Annotated in this window: 17 protein-coding genes; 10 read left to right on the top strand and 7 right to left on the bottom strand. The window is 52.1% G+C overall.

Features of this window, described 5'->3' with window-relative positions; translation table 11 throughout:
• Positions 1–29: 29 nt before the first annotated feature.
• From BZK41_RS10640 to yhhY, 6 genes are all read right to left on the bottom strand, one after another.
• Complete coding sequence (locus BZK41_RS10640) at positions 30–1,064, bottom strand: phosphotriesterase (RefSeq protein WP_079938133.1); 1,035 nt, start codon at positions 1,062–1,064, stop codon at positions 30–32.
• Entirely contained in the window at positions 1,061–2,032 is a 972-nt protein-coding gene (locus BZK41_RS10635) for a DMT family transporter (protein WP_079938132.1), read from the bottom strand. Before BZK41_RS10635 ends, BZK41_RS10640 begins: the two co-directional genes overlap by 4 nt.
• 53 nt (positions 2,033–2,085) lie before the next feature.
• Entirely contained in the window at positions 2,086–2,847 is a 762-nt protein-coding gene (locus BZK41_RS10630; RefSeq protein ID WP_079938131.1) for a glutamine amidotransferase, read from the bottom strand.
• 15 nt (positions 2,848–2,862) lie between these two features.
• Entirely contained in the window at positions 2,863–4,077 is a 1,215-nt protein-coding gene (locus BZK41_RS10625; RefSeq protein ID WP_079938130.1) for a PfkB family carbohydrate kinase, read from the bottom strand.
• 325 nt (positions 4,078–4,402) lie between these two features.
• The gene (locus BZK41_RS10620; protein ID WP_079938129.1) at positions 4,403–5,287 is read right to left on the bottom strand and encodes a hypothetical protein; all 885 of its coding nucleotides are present in this window, start codon (positions 5,285–5,287) and stop codon (positions 4,403–4,405) included.
• A gap of 46 nt (positions 5,288–5,333) precedes the next feature.
• On the bottom strand, positions 5,334–5,822 hold the full coding sequence (gene yhhY, locus BZK41_RS10615) for an N-acetyltransferase (RefSeq protein WP_079938128.1): 489 nt from the start codon (positions 5,820–5,822) through the stop codon (positions 5,334–5,336).
• Positions 5,823–6,248: 426 nt separating this feature from the next.
• On the opposite strand from yhhY, the gene BZK41_RS10610 reads away from it, so the two are divergent.
• From BZK41_RS10610 to gntU, 5 genes are all read left to right on the top strand, one after another.
• Positions 6,249–7,286, top strand: coding sequence for an oxidoreductase (locus tag BZK41_RS10610; RefSeq protein WP_079938127.1), 1,038 nt, complete (start codon positions 6,249–6,251; stop codon positions 7,284–7,286).
• Positions 7,287–7,409: 123 nt separating this feature from the next.
• Positions 7,410–8,105 carry a quercetin 2,3-dioxygenase gene (gene yhhW / locus BZK41_RS10605; protein ID WP_003023472.1) on the top strand — a complete coding sequence of 232 codons (696 nt, stop codon included), beginning with the start codon at positions 7,410–7,412 and terminating at the stop codon, positions 8,103–8,105.
• 129 nt (positions 8,106–8,234) lie between these two features.
• Positions 8,235–9,230: a gluconate operon transcriptional repressor GntR gene (gene gntR / locus BZK41_RS10600; RefSeq protein WP_003023473.1), complete on the top strand. Its 996-nt coding sequence runs from the start codon at positions 8,235–8,237 to the stop codon at positions 9,228–9,230.
• 141 nt (positions 9,231–9,371) lie between these two features.
• Entirely contained in the window at positions 9,372–9,902 is a 531-nt protein-coding gene (gene gntK / locus BZK41_RS10595) for a gluconokinase (RefSeq protein WP_003023475.1), read from the top strand.
• Complete coding sequence (gntU, locus tag BZK41_RS10590; RefSeq protein WP_003827609.1) at positions 9,902–11,242, top strand: gluconate transporter; 1,341 nt, start codon at positions 9,902–9,904, stop codon at positions 11,240–11,242. Before gntK ends, gntU begins: the two co-directional genes overlap by 1 nt.
• Positions 11,243–11,299: 57 nt before the next feature.
• Here the strand turns inward: gntU and yhgN are convergent, their stop codons facing one another.
• Entirely contained in the window at positions 11,300–11,893 is a 594-nt protein-coding gene (yhgN, locus tag BZK41_RS10585) for an NAAT family transporter YhgN (RefSeq protein ID WP_003023480.1), read from the bottom strand.
• Between the two features lie 191 nt (positions 11,894–12,084).
• Here yhgN and asd point away from each other — a divergent pair, with 191 nt between their 5' ends.
• The 5 genes from asd (at position 12,085) to glgA (ending at position 20,367) form a co-directional block, all read left to right on the top strand.
• Positions 12,085–13,191, top strand: coding sequence for an aspartate-semialdehyde dehydrogenase (gene asd / locus BZK41_RS10580; protein WP_016157652.1), 1,107 nt, complete (start codon positions 12,085–12,087; stop codon positions 13,189–13,191).
• A 273-nt stretch (positions 13,192–13,464) separates the two neighbouring features.
• Positions 13,465–15,648: a 1,4-alpha-glucan branching enzyme gene (gene glgB, locus BZK41_RS10575; RefSeq protein ID WP_079938126.1), complete on the top strand. Its 2,184-nt coding sequence runs from the start codon at positions 13,465–13,467 to the stop codon at positions 15,646–15,648.
• A complete protein-coding gene (glgX, locus tag BZK41_RS10570) occupies positions 15,648–17,624 on the top strand; it encodes a glycogen debranching protein GlgX (protein ID WP_079938125.1) in 1,977 nt (658 codons plus the stop codon). Before glgB ends, glgX begins: the two co-directional genes overlap by 1 nt.
• A gap of 14 nt (positions 17,625–17,638) precedes the next feature.
• Entirely contained in the window at positions 17,639–18,934 is a 1,296-nt protein-coding gene (gene glgC, locus BZK41_RS10565; RefSeq protein ID WP_079938124.1) for a glucose-1-phosphate adenylyltransferase, read from the top strand.
• Positions 18,934–20,367, top strand: coding sequence for a glycogen synthase GlgA (gene glgA / locus BZK41_RS10560; RefSeq protein WP_079938123.1), 1,434 nt, complete (start codon positions 18,934–18,936; stop codon positions 20,365–20,367). Before glgC ends, glgA begins: the two co-directional genes overlap by 1 nt.
• Positions 20,368–20,382 lie beyond the last annotated feature (15 nt).

Here is a 20,382-nt window from a genome sequence, read left to right as displayed (position 1 = left end):
CCGGTGTCAGGCACCGGGCGTTTTGTTGGCTATGCCGTGAGCAACCGCGCTGGATTATCAATACAGAGCCTGCGCAGAGTATCGTTGTCTACTCCACGGGCAGCCAGATAGGCGAGGAAAACATTCGGGACAAATCCCCAACCGTTCCCCCCATTTTTTGCCCACATCTGTTTGAGAAAAACATCATGGCTTAAAACTATCTGATCGGCGTAACCCAGTTCAATCAGATGTGCTACCGCATCAGCGGTCTCCTGAACGCCAGGGGCGATACCTTCTTTAGGGAAGGTAATGTCCAGACCAATCATGTCAAATTCAAGCCACACGCCGCGGTCGAGCATTTTACGTTGATAGGCAACATCTTTTCCTGATGGGTCCGAGTGTGCCAGCGAAACTTTTGCCGGAGAGACGTTCATCTCTTCAAGGACAATATCCAGTACCTCATCACCCAGTCGCAGCCACCCTGGCATATGGATATTCATCGCCGTATGGGGATTATTACGTTGTGCCAGAGACGCTGCCCGCAGACTGTTACGCTCCGCTTGGGTAAATGCGGGTGATACGCCAATTTCACCGATCATACCGGCGCGAATATCCGTCTCGCCAATCCCCTGATTCAGTTCCTTATCAATTAGTGCGGCTAATAAATCGACAGGTTTATGGATCCTGGCGCTTTCAAACTTCTCCAGATAAGGTCCTGATGAAGCAACGATATTCAAACCGGTTTTTATTGCCACCTCCCGTAACGATGAAGCGTCCCGGCCGATAGACTCAGAACCCGTCGCGTCGACAATAGTCCTGCCTCCCAGTGACATAAAATTATTGATTTCAAAGATGACATCATCAATCTCTTTTCTGTCCATGTTATCGGCGCAGCAGTATGGATCGTGTTTCAGTCCCCACTGAAGGTCAGCACTGACTTTTTTCCCTACCAGTTGTTGTGAAAAAGTATAATGTGGTTCATCAACAACAGATGACAGATCGTTAAACAGATGCTCATGCGGGAGCGTTAGACCCATATCAGTTTGCGCCACTGGGCCTGTCACGGTTTGCAGGAAACCTTTCATCCTGACACCTCCATTTTTTGCGCCATTTTGGATGCTCTGTATTCAGGAATGGTGGTAACAATTGCGCCCACTAACGCGAACAACGTGCCGATGATAGTGACCAGATAGACCGTATTGCCTAAGGATGGGATCAATTCATCAATCAATACCGACCCAAGCAACTGGCCTGCGGTAGACGCTACACCCAGCATCAGCAGACCTAAGCCTCTGACCAGAATCGCCATCAGCCCGATGGACAGCAGACCCAGCGGGCCACCGAGATACATCCACCACGTATCGGGTAACTGGACGGTGACATGGCCTAATGCGACACGTATCGCCAGTGCAGCACCCAGCACACAAAAGCCGACAATGAAGTTCCAGGTAATGGAAACCAGCATGGAGCCCGTTGCCTCGGCGACTTTGGCATTTCCAGCAGGCTGCCAGCCAGCGAGTAATCCTGCCAAAAATGGGAGGATGGCGAGCAGAATAAAGGAGGTTGAATGCCACTGTGGCGACACGACAAAAATCGTGGCAATAACCGCGAACAATGCGCCAGCAACGCGCCATGGCGTGAAGTATTTCTTCTCATCCACACCGACACCAAAACGGTCGCACAGTAGGCCGGAAAGGAGCAGGGCGGAAATTAATGCAGTTTGAAACGTGGCAACGCCCAACGCGCTGGCTGATGCCCCTTCCGAAAATACAACCATCGCTCCACATAATCCGGCAAACCAATTCCACAGCGGGATTTTTCTCTTTTTAATCAGCATCGGGATCGACGCGAATTGCTGGCGTGTTTCTTTACGCGCAATAATAATGAAAAACATGACAACCAGACCGCTGGCGAACGAGATTACTGCGCAAGCATTACCATCTTGCAACCAGTGTCCCAATTGCCCATTAACGGCAGACTGCATTGGGGAAAGCATACCGGCTAAGATAGTTGCAAGCATCAGTAAGGGAGTTGAGTACTTATTTTTGTTCATACATCAATCCTTAAATTTTATAAAAGGAGTAACTTTCGTTACTCCATTGTTTTTTATTTTCTGGCGATGAATTGAAGCGTGTTAACCCACAGGTCGGTATAAAACGGCCAGGACATAAATTGCTGTGTTCCCCAGTGCGGCGAACAGTCGCTCATGAAGCAGGCGGTTTTACCCTGTTGGTATTCACCGAACACTAACAGCGGGTCATTATTTATTGTTAAAACGACATCGGCATTTTCTCTGGCGACAACCTGGTTGTATCCAAGAAATACCGGGTAGTCTGAGAATCCGTTAACGACAGGATGTTCAGGGGAGATAGCCTCAGCGTAGATACCCTCTGGTTTTTCTACCCGGTCATCGCCGTCAAGCATAATAACTGGCAAAACCTCGGCAAGAATGGTGTTCTTGTAATTAGCCTTAGCCTCAATACCCATAAATGACAGATAGCCGCCAATCATGAGTAATCCACCACCATTTTTGACATACTCTTTAATTGATTCCAGAGCATTGGGCTTTATTTTTAGCTGATAGAACGTCTCGTTTTGCAACAGGAACGTATTGCTACCGATATCGCTAATGACAATGACATCATAACGGTTTAGTTCATCAATGCTCTCTGGAAATGCAATTTGCACGGTGTGAGCCGGCATATAATCAATTTCTACGCCACCTTTCTTTAAGCATTCCAGCAACCATGTAGCACCTTCTTCATATTTACTCGAGGTAAAACTGTCATAGCCTTTTGAATGAATCATGTGAATATGCCAGGATTCTCCAATAAAGAGCACCTTTAGTTTTTTCTGCGTATTGTTCATAGTCTGCTCCTTGATTTAGTGTGTAGAGATAGTTTGTTTGTAATGTGAGCCCTGAATGCGATGAAGAACGGATTCGTTTTCTGGCATGTCAGAGGCATTGGGTGTTTCAACAGCAAGCGAGGCGAATGCGCTGGCGTAGCACAATGCAGATGCCAGTGATTTTCCTTTAGCAAGGCCAGACGCGAGTGCGCCATTGAAGGCATCGCCAGCCCCAGCCGTATTTTTTACAACGGCCGGAAATGCCGGAGAATAGATGAATTGCGTTCCGTCATAAGCGAGAGAACCTTTGCTACCCAATGTGATAATGGTATTTTTGACACCTTTTTGATGAATAATCTTCGCTGCACATTTGGCTGATTCAATATCGTTGACGGACATATTTGCCAGCAGGCCAGCTTCGGTTTCATTTGGCGTGATATAATCGATATCATCAATGATGGTATTAACCATTTCATTATATGGCGCTGGATTGATAATGACCGGGATATCATTTTTCTGTGCGAGACGAATGGTTTGTTGAAGTGCCTCGTAATTTGTCTCCAGTTGGACGAGAACAATATCTGAATGAACGATGGCTTCTTTTTGTATGGTGATTTCATCAGGTGAAATTGTCATGTTAGCACCGGGATAGATAGCGATGACGTTATCCCCGGTATCTCCATTCACCATAATAGTCGCTGTACCTGTTTGTGTTTCTCTGGTCTGATAGATAACGCTTTTATGGATTTTTGATGAGTTTATAAAATTAATGGCGTAATCACTGAAATGGTCTGACCCTACTTTAGTAATAAAATGCACATCAGAATCGGCATAGCTTGCTGCTAATGCCTGATTGCATCCTTTACCACCGGGCGAAAAAATAAATTTATCGGCAAGTAATGATTCGCCTGTCGAGGGTAGCCTCGGTAGGTAACTGATAATATCAACATTGAACGAGCCAATAACACATACATTATTCTTCATGGCAGAGAGACCTTTTTTTATTTTCTGCGCTGATTCATATTTTTCCAGCACATAAGCAATTTCGTTTTTTGCAACGTTATCAAGAGAGTCAAGGGTAATAAATGCACCACCATGACAGCGAGTGAGATATCCCTGTCCGGCAAGCTCATTGAGATCTGAGCGAATAGTTTCCTTTGTTACCTTGAGACTTTTCGCCAGATTTGAAACTTTTACAACTCCCGAAATACTGATTTCTTTCAATATTCTATGATGGCGTTCAAATTTCATTTTTTACCTCACCGTGGTTAAGTTAGTCCCAGGGGAAGTATATTGTTGTGATTGTCACCATAAAGTGATGGCAGAAACCAAAAAAAAACAAAAATGTAATATTAATATTATTAAAGTTACTAAAAATAGCGATGAAGATAGAAAGTTGAATAACCATATAATTCAGGTGGTTGCCAGGACTGAACATGACGGTGGGGGGAGACGATAAGCCGTAATCAACAACTCTATGCCAGGACTGGATGGCGCTTCCGTTCCTGAATTTTTCGGTGGGATATAAAAGAGAATGGCCTACAGCGTTCTAAGCGGTGTAGGCCTGACGGGTTGGTTATGGCGCATATCCCTGCAGTGATTCGGACCAGCGGAATATTTGGCTGCTTTTATCCTGCAGGTTAACGCGTTCTAAATCATAAAATCCGTGCGTCTTTGCCGAGCGCATTTTGAGAATGTACTTACTTTCGCTGATGTCGTGCTGCCTTGTGCCGTCTTTATTCCAGTCTCCGGCGATGTCTGTATATTGATAAACAAGGTCGGAATACACGTTGATTATCTTGCTGTCTTTGATGGTGTAGAGTTCAAGCACTTCATAAAATGCGCCGCCGCCGGAGTAGGCATCGGAGTATCCACCCCGCACCCCAAATGCCAGGGTATCAGGTGCTATCCGGTACGGTGCCAGATCCAGCTTTGTATAATATGCCAGTGGTCTGACGGACTCATCATCACTCTCTTTTTCAGCGGCTTTATTCCACTCTGAGAGCTGGTTTAACGGTTTTTCTGAGCGTGCAATCGGCGTTAGCTGTGGGTTCTGCCAGGAAAAAACGCCGAGATACAATTTATTAGCGCGCCCGTTGCTGTAGTTTTCCGGGCAGGTGTTATCCGCGTATTTTTTTGCTTGCTCAGCGTTAGCCTTATTATCGGCAAAACAGGCAATGCCAATATATTTACCGTCTTTTCCCCAAGGTTTAGCACCGCTCAGGATCAGGTTGTCAGGCTCTTCATTCGGTGCAACCCAGGCAATCCACTGCTTTTCAGATAAGCCCTGAGGAAGCTCGCCAAATCCTTTCGCAGGGGTTGCTCCCGCCATTTGCTCAGCAAAAATCTGTTTGCCTTCCGGATGTTGGATGGCACTGGGTACGGAATCGAGATTTTGTACGGTAGTGGCAAAAGCAGGGGAGAGCGAGGCCAGCAAAACCAGGGGAAACAACTTTTTCACTATTGCGTCCTTTCAATAAGCAGGGCGATATGACTCGCCCTTAAATTTATTTCACGCGCGCCATAAAGTAGGCATCAACATACTCACCATTGCGCAGGCCGTATTTCTTACCGGTACCTTCGATTTCAAAGCCGTATTTCTTATACACCGCCACGGCAGGCTCATTATCAACAAATACGGTCAGCTCAATACGATCGACGCGTAGCCAGTTGTCGCACATGTTGATCATTGTGCGAATCAGCGCGCTGGCAACACCGCGGTTGTGCCACCGGGCATCCACGCAGATACCAAAATCGGCTACGTGGCTGCGGCGTGGGCGCTGCGCGACCTCAATACAGAGATGCCCCACGACGATATCGTCAATGCAGGCAACCAGTTGTTTAACCCCGGCTTGCTCGGTTAGCCGCGCTTGCCACATTTCGAGGGAAGGATGAGGAACCTGTAGCGTGTTGTGGTACACCTCCGGCTGGGCGTGGATCTGACGAATTGCGTCGTAATCTTTTGGTTCAGCGTGGCGTATCACTATCTCACTCATTCCTTATCTCCTGCAGGGTTAATTGTGTATTTACACTCGCTGAGAAAGAAAAATCCGTCAACTGCATTTTTTTGCAAAAAGAAGTAGACAAGTGCGAATGAGAATGATTATTATTGCTCTGCGTTCAGGGGAACCCCTACGGAGAACCTGAAAGCACGACATTGCTCACATTGCTTCCAGTATTACTTTAGCCAGCCTTGCGCTGGCTTTTTTTTGGGTTTTGTTTCTGCCTGGCTTACTTGTCATTTTGTCCCTGAGTAGGGCGAGTGATGCCGGATGGCGCTTACGCTTATCCGGCCTACAGCTGAGACCTGGGTTTTGTAGGCCGGATAAGGCAACGCCGCATCCGGCACGATGACAGGATGGATTCAGTCTCCAGCCGCTTTGCGCTATGGTGTAGACAATCACCTTCAAAAGGATCGTCTCATGACCTTACACTGCGCATTTATTGGTTTTGGTAAAAGCACCACCCGCTACCATTTGCCGTACGTCCTTAACCGCAAAAATAGCTGGCACGTCGCGCACATTTTCCGCCGCCACGCCAAGCCGGAAGAGCAGGCGCCGCAGTATTCACATATTCACTTCACCAGCGACCTCGACGAGATCTTAAACGATCCGCAGGTGAAACTGGTGATCGTCTGTACCCATGCTGACAGCCATTTTGAATACGCTAAACGCGTGCTGGAAGCGGGTAAGAATGTGCTGGTTGAGAAACCCTTCACGCCGACACTTGCGCAAGCAACAGAGTTGTTTGAACTGGCGCAAAGCAAAGGGCTGACCGTTACACCGTATCAGAACCGCCGTTTTGACTCCTGCTTCCTCACCGCGAAAAAAGCCATTGAGAGCGGCAAGCTCGGCAAGATTGTTGAGGTTGAAAGCCATTTCGATTACTACCGTCCTGAAGCAGAAACCAAGCCGGGACTGCCGCAGGACGGCGCGTTTTATGGTCTGGGCGTACACACCATGGATCAGATTATCTCGTTGTTCGGACGCCCCGATCATGTGGCCTACGACATCCGCAGCCTGCGCAACAAAGCGAACCCGGACGATACCTTTGAAGCGCAGCTGTTTTACGGCGACCTGAAAGCCATTGTTAAAACCAGTCATCTGGTGAAAATCGACTATCCGAAGTTTATCGTGCATGGCACCAAAGGCTCGTTTGTGAAATACGGCATCGACCAGCAGGAAACCAGCCTGAAGGCCAATATCATGCCGGGTGAGCCAGGTTTCGCCGCTGACGATTCTGTTGGGGTGCTGGAGTACGTCAACGATGACGGCATCACGGTAAAAGAAGAGGTAAATCCGGAAGTGGGCGATTACGGTCGCGTGTATGATGCGCTGTACCAGACGCTGACCACCGGTACGCCTAATTACGTCAAGGAATCTGAAGTTCTTACCAACCTGGAGATCCTCGAACGCGCCTTTGAACAGGCAACGCCTGCCACGATAGCCCTTGCCAAATAGCCTGCACAGACTCCTCTGGGTTTGTTCATATTTTTTGAACAGAGGAGTCAATTTTCACCCTCTATGATCCCAGGCGGATTGAGTCCACACTTACTCCATCGAAAACATCTGGGGGTGAACACAATGATCTACTTACGCAAAGCTAACGACCGTGGCCACGCTAATCATGGCTGGCTTGATTCCTGGCATACCTTCTCTTTTGCCAACTACTATGACCCGAACTTTATGGGGTTCTCGGCACTGCGCGTGATTAACGATGACGTGATCGACGCAGGTCAGGGATTTGGTACTCACCCCCATAAAGACATGGAAATCCTGACCTACGTGCTGGAAGGTGCGGTGGAGCATCAGGACAGCATGGGCAACAAAGAGCAGGTTCCGGCTGGTGAGTTCCAGATCATGAGCGCCGGGACGGGGATCCGTCACTCGGAGTACAACCCGAGCAATACTGAGAAGCTGCATCTGTATCAGATCTGGATCATGCCGCAGGAAAACGGTATTACGCCGCGCTATGAACAGCGCCGTTTCGATGCCGCTCAGGGTAAACAACTGGTGTTGTCGCCGGATGCCCGTGATGGCTCGCTGAAAGTGTACCAGGATATGGAGCTGTACCGTTGGGCGCTGGTCAAAGATGAGCAGTCGGTGCATCAAATTGCTGCCGAACGCCGCGTCTGGATCCAGGTCGTAAAAGGTAACGTGACGATTAACGGGACCAAAGCGACCACCAGCGACGGTCTGGCAATCTGGGATGAACAGGCAATTTCGATTCATGCCGACAGCGACAGCGAAGTGTTGTTGTTTGACCTGCCGCCAGTATAACGTGCTGTAACCCTTTGTAGGCCGGATAAGACGCGAAAGCGTTGCCATCCGGCTTTTCATCGTTTGTCATTAATTCCATGCGTCCGTGGTAAACTGGGGGAATCTATCCCTTTTTAACGCTTCAGGACGATGAAAAAGAAAAGACCCGTACTTCAGGATGTAGCCGACCGCGTGGGCGTGACCAAAATGACGGTCAGTCGCTTTTTGCGTAACCCGGAGCAGGTCTCCGTGGCGCTGCGGGGCAAAATTGCCGCTGCACTTGATGAGCTGGGTTATATTCCCAATCGCGCTCCTGATATCCTTTCTAACGCCACCAGCCGCGCTATCGGCGTACTGTTACCGTCTCTCACTAACCAGGTTTTTGCTGAAGTGCTACGCGGCATTGAGGCCGTCACTGACGCCCATGGTTATCAAACTATGCTCGCGCACTACGGCTATAAGCCTGAAATGGAACAAGAGCGTCTGGAATCGATGCTGTCGTGGAATATCGATGGTCTGATCCTCACCGAACGTAGCCATACGCCCCGTACGCTGAAAATGATTGAGGTTGCTGGTATCCCGGTGGTTGAACTAATGGACAGCCAGTCTCCGTGTCTGGATATCGCCGTCGGTTTCGACAACTTCGAAGCCGCGCGCCAGATGACTGCCGCTATCATCGCCCGCGGGCATCGTCATGTTGCCTATCTTGGCGCACGTCTTGATGAACGTACGATCATCAAACAGAGGGGCTACGAGCAGGCAATGCGCGATGCCAACCTGGTGCCGTACAGCGTGATGGTCGAGCAGTCTTCTTCCTACTCCTCCGGTATTGAACTCATCCGTCAGGCGCGGCGCGAATACCCGCAGCTCGACGGCATTTTCTGTACCAACGATGACCTGGCGGTAGGGGCGGCCTTCGAATGTCAGCGTTTAGGGCTGAAAATCCCGGATGACATGGCGATTGCCGGATTCCACGGTCACGACATCGGGCAGGTGATGGAGCCGCGTCTGGCGAGTGTGCTCACGCCGCGTGAACGGATGGGCAGCATTGGTGCAGAACGCCTGCTGGCGCGCATTCGCGGTGAAGCAGTCACGCCTAAAATGTTAGATTTAGGTTTCACCTTGTCACCGGGCGGATCTATTTAAGCCAACAACTTTGAAGTAGCTCACACTTATACACTTCGAGCACGAATGGATATTGCTTCTCTATTTATCCGGCTGGACAATGTTACCGATAACAGTTACCCGTAACAATTTCCTGATTCTTGTACCAGTGGGGGCAACGCTTTGAGCACGACTAATCATGATCACCACGTTTACGTTCTGATGGGCGTATCGGGCAGCGGTAAATCTGCTGTCGCCAGCGAAGTGGCGCATCAACTGCAGGCCGCGTTTCTTGATGGCGATTTTCTCCATCCGCGCAGCAACATCATGAAAATGGCTTCCGGTGAGCCACTCAACGATGACGACCGTAAACCGTGGTTACAGGCGCTGAATGACGCCGCTTTTGCGATGCAGCGTACCAACAAGGTTTCGCTGATCGTCTGTTCTGCCTTGAAAAAAGTCTACCGCGACCAGTTGCGCGACGGTAACCCGAACCTCTCTTTCATCTATCTGAAAGGGGATTTTGACGTTATCGAAAGCCGTCTGAAGGCGCGTAAAGGCCACTTCTTCAAAACGCAGATGCTGGTTACCCAGTTTGAAGCGCTGGAAGAACCGGGTGCGAATGAAAACGATGTACTGGTGGTCGATATCGATCAACCACTGGACGGTGTGGTCGCCAGCACCATTGAGGTTATTAACCAGGGCAGTAAGTAGTGAGCACATTAACGCTTGTTTTAACAGCAGTAGGATCCGTTTTGTTACTGCTGTTTTTAGTGATGAAGGCGCGTATGCACGCCTTCGTTGCTTTGATGGTGGTATCCATTGGTGCAGGTCTCTTTTCCGGTATGCCGCTCGATAAAATCGCGGCGACCATGGAAAAAGGGATGGGAGGCACGCTCGGTTTCCTGGCGATTGTGGTGGCGCTGGGGGCGATGTTTGGCAAGATTTTGCATGAGACCGGCGCGGTCGATCAGATTGCCGTCAAGATGCTGAAATCTTTCGGTCACAGCCGTGCGCATTATGCGATTGGCCTGGCCGGCCTGATTTGCGCACTACCGTTGTTCTTTGAGGTGGCGATTGTGCTGCTGATTAGCGTGGCGTTCTCAATGGCGCGCCACACCGGTACTAACCTTGTGAAGCTGGTCATTCCACTGTTCGCGGGCGTGGCGGCTGCCGCAGCGTTCCTGCTGCCGGGGCCTGCGCCGATGCTGCTGGCCTCTCAGATGCACGCCGACTTTGGCTGGATGATCCTGATTGGCCTGTGCGCCGCGATTCCGGGCATGATTATCGCCGGACCGCTGTGGGGTAATTTCATCAGCCGTTACGTTGAGCTGCACGTACCGGAAGACATTACCGAGCCGCATCTGGGTGAAGGCAAAATGCCCTCCTTTGGTTTCAGCTTATCGCTTATCCTGCTGCCGCTGGTGCTGGTTGGTCTGAAAACCATCGCCGCACGCTTTGTTCCGGTCGGTTCTTCAACCTACGAATGGTTCGAGTTTATCGGTCATCCGTTTACCGCGATTCTGGTTGCCTGTCTGGTGGCGATTTACGGTCTGGCGGTGCGCCAGGGCATGCCAAAAGACCGCGTGATGGAAATCTGCGGCCATGCGCTGCAACCGGCGGGGATTATTCTGCTGGTGATTGGTGCGGGCGGTGTGTTCAAACAGGTGCTGGTAGATTCCGGCGTCGGTCCGGCGCTGGGCGAAGCGTTAACCGGTATGGGCCTGCCGATTGCCATCACCTGCTTCGTGCTGGCGGCGGCGGTGCGTATCATTCAGGGTTCAGCGACAGTAGCCTGCTTAACGGCGGTCGGTCTGGTGATGCCAGTGATTGAGCAATTGAACTACTCCGGTGCTCAGATGGCGGCACTGTCTATCTGTATCGCGGGCGGGTCTATCGTGGTCAGTCACGTTAATGACGCCGGTTTCTGGTTGTTCGGTAAATTTACCGGCGCGACCGAAGCGCAAACGCTGAAGACCTGGACGATGATGGAAACCATCCTCGGTACGGTCGGCGCGATTGTTGGTATGATTGCCTTCCAGCTGTTGAGCTGATGGTATTGCCCGGTGGCGCTAGCGCTTACCGGGCCTACAAAATCAATGAAAATTCTGTTACCCCTTCATCCACATCCGCACGCCGTCGAGGAACATCTGGGTTGCCATCATTACCAGAATCAGCCCCATCAGGCGCTCCAGCGCGTTAACCCCTTTCTCGCCCAGCAGGCGTAAAAACAGCGAAGACTGCAGCAAAATCACGAATGTACCTCCCCAGGCGATCAGCAGCGCAATCACCAGATGCCCCATCTGGTTCGGATACTGATGCGACAACAGCATTAATGAGGCCAGGATTGTCGGACCGGCTACCAGCGGAATCGCCAGCGGTACGATAAACGGCTCTTCACCAGCCGGAAGCCCGGTGCTATTCCCGGTGGCGCTGGGGAAAATCATCTTAATGGCGATCAGGAACAAAATGATGCCCCCGGAGATCGATACGGTTTCTGCACGCAGGTTAAGAAAGGCCAGAATTTTCTCGCCCGCAAACAGGAAGATCAGCATCACCAACAGCGCAATAAACAGCTCGCGAATCATAATCGCGCGGCGACGTTTTGGTTCGGTATGTTTCAATACGGACATGAAAATGGGCAGATTTCCGAGCGGATCCATAATCAGGATCAATAAAACTGCCGCTGAAATGATTTCATTCATAACTCAAATTCCCTGATAATTACCGCGGACTTTCTGCTTGCTTGCGCAGCGGGATAAGTCGCATTACTGATGGCTTCGCTATCATTGATTAATTTCACTTGCGACTTTGGCTGCTTTTTGTATGGTGAAGGATAGGCCAGTAGGATACTGGTTAGCATACACAGCACACATCTCTGCAGGAAAAAAACGCTATGAAAAATGTTGGTTTTATCGGCTGGCGCGGTATGGTCGGCTCTGTTCTCATGCAACGCATGGTTGAGGAGCGTGACTTCGACGCCATTCGCCCTGTTTTCTTTTCTACTTCCCAGCTCGGGCAGGCGGCACCGACGTTCGGTGGCACCGCGACCGGCACACTTCAGGACGCTTTTGATCTGGATGCGCTGAAGGCGCTCGATATCATCGTGACCTGTCAGGGCGGCGATTATACCAACGAAATCTATCCAAAGCTTCGTGAAAGCGGTTGGCAGGGTTACTGGATTGACGCAGCCTCTTCGCTGCGTATGAAAGACGATGCCATCATTATTCTCGATCCGGTTAACCAGGATGTCATCACCGACGGCCTGAACAAAGGTATTAAGACCTTTGTCGGTGGCAACTGTACCGTTAGCCTGATGCTGATGTCCCTTGGTGGTCTGTTTGCCAATGACCTGGTCGACTGGGTTTCCGTGGCGACCTATCAGGCGGCTTCCGGCGGCGGCGCGCGTCATATGCGCGAACTGCTGTCCCAGATGGGTCATTTGTATGGCCATGTGGCCGATGAACTGGCGACCCCTTCCTCTGCTATTCTCGACATCGAACGTAAAGTGACGACCCTGTCCCGTAGCGGTGAACTGCCGGTTGATAACTTTGGCGTACCGCTGGCCGGTAGCCTGATTCCGTGGATCGACAAACAGCTCGATAACGGTCAGAGCCGTGAAGAGTGGAAGGGACAGGCGGAAACCAACAAAATTCTCAACACGTCTTCCGTGATCCCGGTTGATGGTCTGTGCGTGCGCGTCGGCGCGCTGCGCTGCCACAGCCAGGCGTTCACCATTAAACTGAAAAAAGATGTGTCTATTCCGACCGTGGAAGAACTGCTGGCGGCGCACAATCCGTGGGCCAAAGTTGTACCAAACGATCGGGATATCACCATGCGTGAGTTAACCCCGGCGGCCGTTACCGGCACGCTGACCACGCCAGTAGGCCGTCTGCGTAAGCTGAATATGGGACCGGAGTTCCTGTCAGCCTTTACCGTGGGCGACCAGTTGCTGTGGGGGGCTGCGGAGCCATTGCGCCGTATGCTGCGCCAATTGGCGTAATAGTTTGTTAACGATCAAGGGGTGAGGAATCACCCCTTTTTTTGCGTAATACAGGAGTAAGCGCAGATGTTTCATTTTTTACCAGGAGTAAGATAAAGCATTGGCTATTCTTTAAGGGTGACTTAGTACCGGAGGTATTAAGTTGTTGCCTGAAGGTGGGACGACGCAGAGAGGATGCACAATTGTGCTGCGCCGTTCAGGTCAAAAAAAGTGTCACTACCTGATGTCGAAAATCAGTTGGAAGGGGTGACACCATAAAACAGGATGACAACCATGTCCGTTCGTATCGATAGAGACGTGATTAATGCGCTAATTGCAGGCCATTTTGCGGATCCTTTTTCCGTACTCGGTATGCACCAAACTGATGCTGGACTTGAAGTCCGCGCCCTATTACCTGACGCCACCGAAGTGTGGGTGATCGAACCCAAAACCGGACGCAAAGTCGGCAAGCTGGATTGCCTCGACTCTCGCGGTTTTTTCTGTGCAGTACTTCCCCGCCGTAAAAATTTCTTTCGCTATCAGCTGGCCGTTGTCTGGCATGGACAGCAGAACCTGATTGATGACCCCTATCGTTTTGGTCCGCTGATCCAGGATATGGATGCATGGCTGTTATCTGAAGGTACGCATCTGCGACCTTACGAAACGCTGGGTGCGCATGCGGATACCATGGATGGCGTCACCGGTACGCGTTTCTCCGTCTGGGCACCCAACGCCCAGCGTGTTTCAGTGGTTGGTCAGTTCAACTACTGGGATGGCCGTCGCCACCCGATGCGCCTGCGTAAAGAAAGCGGTATCTGGGAGCTGTTTATCCCCGGTGCGCATAATGGTCAGCTGTATAAATACGAGATGATCGATGCGAACGGTAAGCTGCGAATCAAAGCGGACCCTTACGCCTTCGAAGCGCAAATGCGCCCGGAAACCGCGTCACTTATTTGCGGTCTGCCGGAAAAAGTAGTGCAAAGCGAGGAGCGTAAAAAAGCCAACCAGTTTGATGCGCCGATCTCTATCTATGAAGTACATCTGGGTTCATGGCGTCGCCATACCGATAACAACTTCTGGCTGAGCTACCGCGAACTGGCGGATCAGCTGGTGCCTTACGCCAAGTGGATGGGTTTTACCCACCTCGAACTGTTGCCAATTAACGAGCATCCGTTCGACGGTAGCTGGGGCTACCAACCTACTGGCATGTATGCGCCGACCCGTCGCTTCGGGACGCGCGATGATTTCCGCTATTTCGTGAATGCCGCGCATCAGGCGGGGCTGAACGTCATTCTCGACTGGGTGCCGGGCCATTTCCCATCGGACGACTTTGGTTTGGCAGAGTTTGATGGCACCAATCTGTATGAGCACAGCGACCCGCGCGAAGGGTATCACCAGGACTGGAACACGCTGATTTACAACTACGGTCGCCGTGAAGTCAGCAACTACCTGGTGGGTAATGCCCTGTACTGGATTGAACGTTTTGGGATCGACGCGCTGCGCGTGGATGCCGTGGCGTCGATGATTTATCGCGACTACAGCCGTAAAGAAGGGGAATGGATCCCGAACGAATTTGGCGGTCGTGAAAACCTCGAAGCCATTGAATTTTTGCGCAATACCAACCGCATTCTTGGCGAACAGGTGCCGGGTGCGGTGAGCATGGCGGAAGAGTCCACCGATTTTGCTGGCGTCTCCAGACCGCAGGACATGGGCGGTTTAGGGTTCTGGTATAAGTGGAACCTGGGCTGGATGCACGACACGCTGGACTACATGAAGCTGGATCCGATTCATCGCCAGCACCATCACGACAAGCTGACCTTCGGCATGCTGTACAACTACACCGAAAACTTTGTCCTGCCGCTGTCGCACGATGAAGTGGTACACGGTAAAAAATCCATTCTCGACCGCATGCCGGGAGACGCATGGCAGAAGTTTGCCAACCTGCGCGCCTACTACGGCTGGATGTGGGCCTTCCCGGGCAAGAAACTGCTGTTTATGGGCAACGAGTTTGCGCAGGGACGTGAGTGGAACCATGACGCCAGCCTCGACTGGCATCTGCTGGAAGGCGGCGATAACTGGCACCACGGCGTACAACGACTGGTGCGCGATCTGAACCACACCTACCGGCATCACAAAGCGCTGCACGAGCTCGACTTTGACGCTTATGGCTTTGAGTGGCTGGTGGTGGATGACAACGAACGTTCGGTGCTGGCGTTCGTCCGTCGTGACAAGGTCGGCAATGAAATCATCGTGGTCAGTAACTTTACGCCTGTGCCCCGCCATGGCTATCGCTTCGGTATCAACCAGCCAGGCAAATGGCGTGAGATCCTCAATACTGACTCGATGCATTACCACGGCAGCAATACCGGCAACGGTGGTGCGGTGCACAGCGATGAAATCGCCAGTCATGGTCGTCAGCACTCACTGAGCCTCACGTTGCCGCCGTTGGCCACGATCTGGCTGGTTCGGGAGGGGTAATGACGCAACTGGCAACCGGCAACGCCACCCCCCATGGTGCAACGTATGACGGCCATGGCGTCAATTTCACACTCTTTTCGGCCCATGCTGAACGCGTTGAATTATGCGTATTCGATGAGCAAGGGTGCGAACTTCGCTATGACCTGCCGGGGCGTAGCGGTGATGTCTGGCACGGCTATCTGGCCAACGCCCGGCCCGGTCTGCGCTATGGCTATCGCGTCCATGGCCCATGGCAACCGCAGCAGGGCCATCGGTTTAATCCAGCCAAGCTGCTGCTTGACCCTTGCGCCCGTCGGGTGGATGGCGAGTTAAAAGATAACCCGCTGCTGCACGGCGGACTAAATGAACCGGATCATCATGATAATGCCACCATCGCGCTGAAGGGCGTGGTGGTGTCCGATCATTATGACTGGGAGGATGATGCCCCGCCGCGCACGCCGTGGGGCAATACCGTGATTTACGAAGCGCATGTCAAAGGGTTGACGTATTTGCATCCTGACCTGCCGGAAGAGATTCGCGGAACCTACAAAGCGCTGGGCCATCCAGTGATGATCGATTACTTCAAGCGCCTCGGCATTACCGCGCTGGAGCTGCTGCCGGTGGCGCATTTTGCCAGCGAACCACGGCTTCAGCGGCTGGGGCTGTCGAACTACTGGGGCTACAACCCGGTAGCGATGTTCGCGCTGCATCCGGCCTATGCCTGTTCGCCGGAGAGTGCGCTTGATGAGTTTCGCGATGCGGTAAAAGCGCTGCACAAAGCGGGGATTGAGGTCATTCTCGATATCGTTTTGAACCACAGCGCCGAGCTGGATCTCGAAGGGCCCGTCTTCTCGCTGCGCGGAATTGATAACCGTAGCTATTATTGGATCAGGGACGATGGTGATTACTACAACTGGACCGGTTGTGGGAACACCCTCAATCTGAGTCATCCGGGCGTTGTGGAATACGCATGTGAATGCCTGCGTTACTGGGTTGAAACCTGTCATGTGGATGGTTTTCGTTTTGATTTGGCTTCCGTCATGGGGCGTACACCTGCGTTTCGTCAGGATGCGCCGCTGTTTACCGCGATCCAAAACTGTCCGCTGCTCTCACGCGTTAAGCTGATTGCGGAGCCGTGGGATATTGGTGAAGGCGGGTACCAGGTGGGGAATTTCCCTCCGCCGTTTGCCGAGTGGAATGACCATTTCCGCGATGCGACGCGACGCTTCTGGCTCCAGCGTAATCTCTCGTTGGGCGAGTTTGCCGGGCGTTTTGCCGCATCCAGCGACGTGTTTAAACGCAATGGTCGCCAACCCAGCGCGACGGTCAATCTGGTGACTGCGCACGACGGTTTTACGCTACGCGACTGTGTGTGCTTCACAAATAAGCACAATGAAGCGAATGGTGAGGAAAATCGCGACGGCACTAGCAATAACTACAGCGACAATCATGGTAAAGAAGGATTAGGCGGCACGCTGGACCTGATTGAGCGGCGGCGCGACAGCATTCATGCGCTGTTAACCACGCTGTTGCTCTCCCAGGGGACGCCGATGTTGCTGGCGGGCGATGAGCATGGTCATAGCCAGCACGGCAACAATAACGCTTACTGCCAGGATAACGCCCTGACCTGGCTGGACTGGCAGCAGGCAAACAGCGGGCTAACCACATTTACCGCTGCCCTGATCCATCTTCGTCAGCAAATTCCTGCATTAACGGACGATCGCTGGTGGGAAGAGGGCGATGGCAATGTTCGTTGGCTGAATAAGTACGCACAACCCTTAAGTGCGGATGAGTGGCAAAACGGCCCGAGGCAGATGCAAATCCTGCTTTCAGACCGTTTTCTGATTGCAATAAATGCCACGCTTGAGGTGACAGATATCGTTTTACCTGAAGGGGAATGGTGTGCCGTTCCCCCATTTGCCGGAGAGGATAATCCGGTGCTTACGGCTGTCTGGCAGGGACCTGCGCACGGACTGTGTGTGTTCCAGAGAAGATAAAAAAGGAGTTAGTCATGGTGAGTTTAGAGAAGAACGATCGTGTAATGTTGGCGCGCCAGCTGCCATTAAAATCTGTTGCCCTGATCCTGGCCGGTGGCCGCGGTACCCGCTTAAAAGATTTAACCAACAAACGTGCCAAACCTGCCGTGCACTTTGGCGGTAAGTTCCGCATTATCGATTTTGCCTTATCCAACTGTATTAACTCCGGGATCCGCCGTATTGGCGTGATCACCCAGTACCAGTCCCACACGCTGGTCCAGCATATTCAGCGTGGCTGGTCGTTCTTTAGCGAAGAGATGAACGAGTTCGTCGATCTGCTGCCTGCCCAGCAGAGAATGCAGGGTGAAAACTGGTATCGCGGTACGGCGGATGCGGTGACCCAAAACCTGGACATCATTCGACGCTATAAAGCGGAATATGTGGTGATCCTCGCGGGCGATCATATCTACAAGCAGGACTACTCACGCATGCTGATCGACCACGTCGAGAAAGGCGCGCGTTGCACCGTGGCCTGTATGCCAGTGCCTATTGAAGAGGCCAGCGCGTTTGGCGTGATGGACGTGGACGACACCGATAAAATTATCGAGTTCGTAGAGAAACCCGCCAACCCGCCGGCTATGCCAGGCGACCCGACCAAATCTCTTGCCAGTATGGGGATCTACGTTTTCAACGCCGATTATCTGTATGAATTGCTGGCGGAAGATGATCTCGATGAAAACTCCAGTCACGATTTCGGTAAAGACATTATCCCGAAAATCACCGAAGCTGGCATGGCGTATGCACACCCATTCCCGTTGTCCTGCGTACAGTCTGACCCGGAATCCGAACCGTACTGGCGTGACGTGGGGACGCTGGAAGCCTACTGGAAGGCGAACCTCGATCTGGCTTCAGTGACGCCTGAACTGGACATGTACGACCAGGACTGGCCAATCCGTACGCATATGGAATCGCTGCCACCGGCAAAATTTGTTCAGGACCGTTCCGGCAGCCACGGAATGACGCTGAACTCGCTGGTTTCTGGCGGATGCATTATTTCGGGTTCAGTGGTGGTGCAGTCCGTTCTGTTCCCACGAGTGCGGGTGAATTCATTCTGTAACATTGATTCGGCAGTGTTGTTACCTGAAGTGTGGGTGGGACGTTCGTGCCGCTTACGTCGTTGCATTATCGACCGTGCCTGCGTTATTCCCGAAGGCATGATAATTGGTGAAAACGCGGAAGAAGATGCACGTCGTTTCTACCGTTCAGAGGAAGGTATTGTACTGGTCACGCGTGAAATGCTGCGCAAACTGCAGATCAAACAGGAGCGATAATGCAGGTTTTACACGTTTGTTCAGAGATGTTCCCCCTGTTAAAAACCGGGGGACTGGCGGATGTTATTGGGGCGTTACCAGCCGCGCAAATTGCCGATGGCGTGGATGCCCGCGTGTTGCTCCCGGCGTTTCCTGATATTCGTCGCGGCATTCCCGATGCGCAGGTCGTGACGCGTCGGGATACCTTCGCCGGACGTATCACGCTGCTGTTCGGGCATTTTAACGGCGTGGGTATTTACCTGATTGACGCGCCGCATCTCTATGACCGCCCCGGTAGCCCGTATCACGACACTAACCTGTTTGCGTATACCGATAACGTACAGCGTTTTGCATTGCTGGGTTGGGTTGGCTGTGAAATGGCCTGTGGCCTTGACCCATTCTGGCGCCCGGACGTGGTGCATGCGCACGACTGGCATGCAGGTCTGGCCCCGGCGTATCTGGCGGCGCGCGGCCATCCGGCGAAATCGGTGTTCACCGTCCACAACCTGGCGTATCAAGGCATGTTTTATGCAAAGCATATGGATGACATCCAATTGCCATGGTCGTTCTTTAATGTGCACGGACTGGAGTTTAACGGGCAGATTTCGTTTCTGAAGGCAGGGTTGTACTACGCCGACCACATTACGGCGGTGAGTCCAACCTACGCGCGGGAAATTACCGAGCCGCAGTTTGCCTACGGGATGGAAGGTCTGTTGCAGCAACGCCATCGTGAAGGACGTCTTTCCGGCGTGCTGAACGGCGTTGATGAAAAAATCTGGAGCCCGGAAACCGATCTGCTGCTGGCATCGCGATATACGCGCGACTCGCTGGAGGAGAAGGCGGAAAACAAACGTCAGCTTCAGATAGCGATGGGACTTAAGGTCAACGATAAAGCGCCGCTGTTTGCGGTAGTCAGCCGTCTGACCAGTCAAAAAGGGCTGGATCTGGTGCTGGAAGCGCTGCCGGGGTTGTTAGAGCAGGGTGGACAGCTGGCATTGCTAGGCGCGGGCGATCCGGTATTACAGGAAGGATTCCTCGCCGCGGCGGCGGAACATCCGGGACAGGTGGGTGTGCAGATCGGTTATCACGAAGCCTTCTCGCACCGCATCATGGGTGGGGCCGATGTGATATTGGTTCCCAGCCGTTTTGAGCCATGTGGCTTAACGCAGTTGTATGGACTGAAGTACGGTACGCTGCCGCTGGTGCGGCGCACCGGTGGGCTGGCTGATACAGTCTCTGACAGTTCGCTAGAAAACCTGGCGGACGGTATCGCCAGTGGGTTTGTATTTGAAGATAGTAATGCCTGGTCGCTGTTACGCGCGATCCGGCGTGCTTTCGTATTGTGGTCCCGGCCTTCGCTGTGGCGGTTTGTACAACGTCAGGCCATGACTATGGATTTTAGCTGGCAAGTCGCGGCGAAGTCATACCGTGAGCTTTACTATCGCTTGAAATAGATATCCAGGAATCAC

Source organism: Citrobacter sp. A316 (assembly GCF_002042945.1).
Lineage (GTDB): Bacteria > Pseudomonadota > Gammaproteobacteria > Enterobacterales > Enterobacteriaceae > Citrobacter > Citrobacter portucalensis.
Note: the sequence above shows the minus strand (reverse complement) of the source record. Positions and strands in the feature narration are given on the sequence as shown.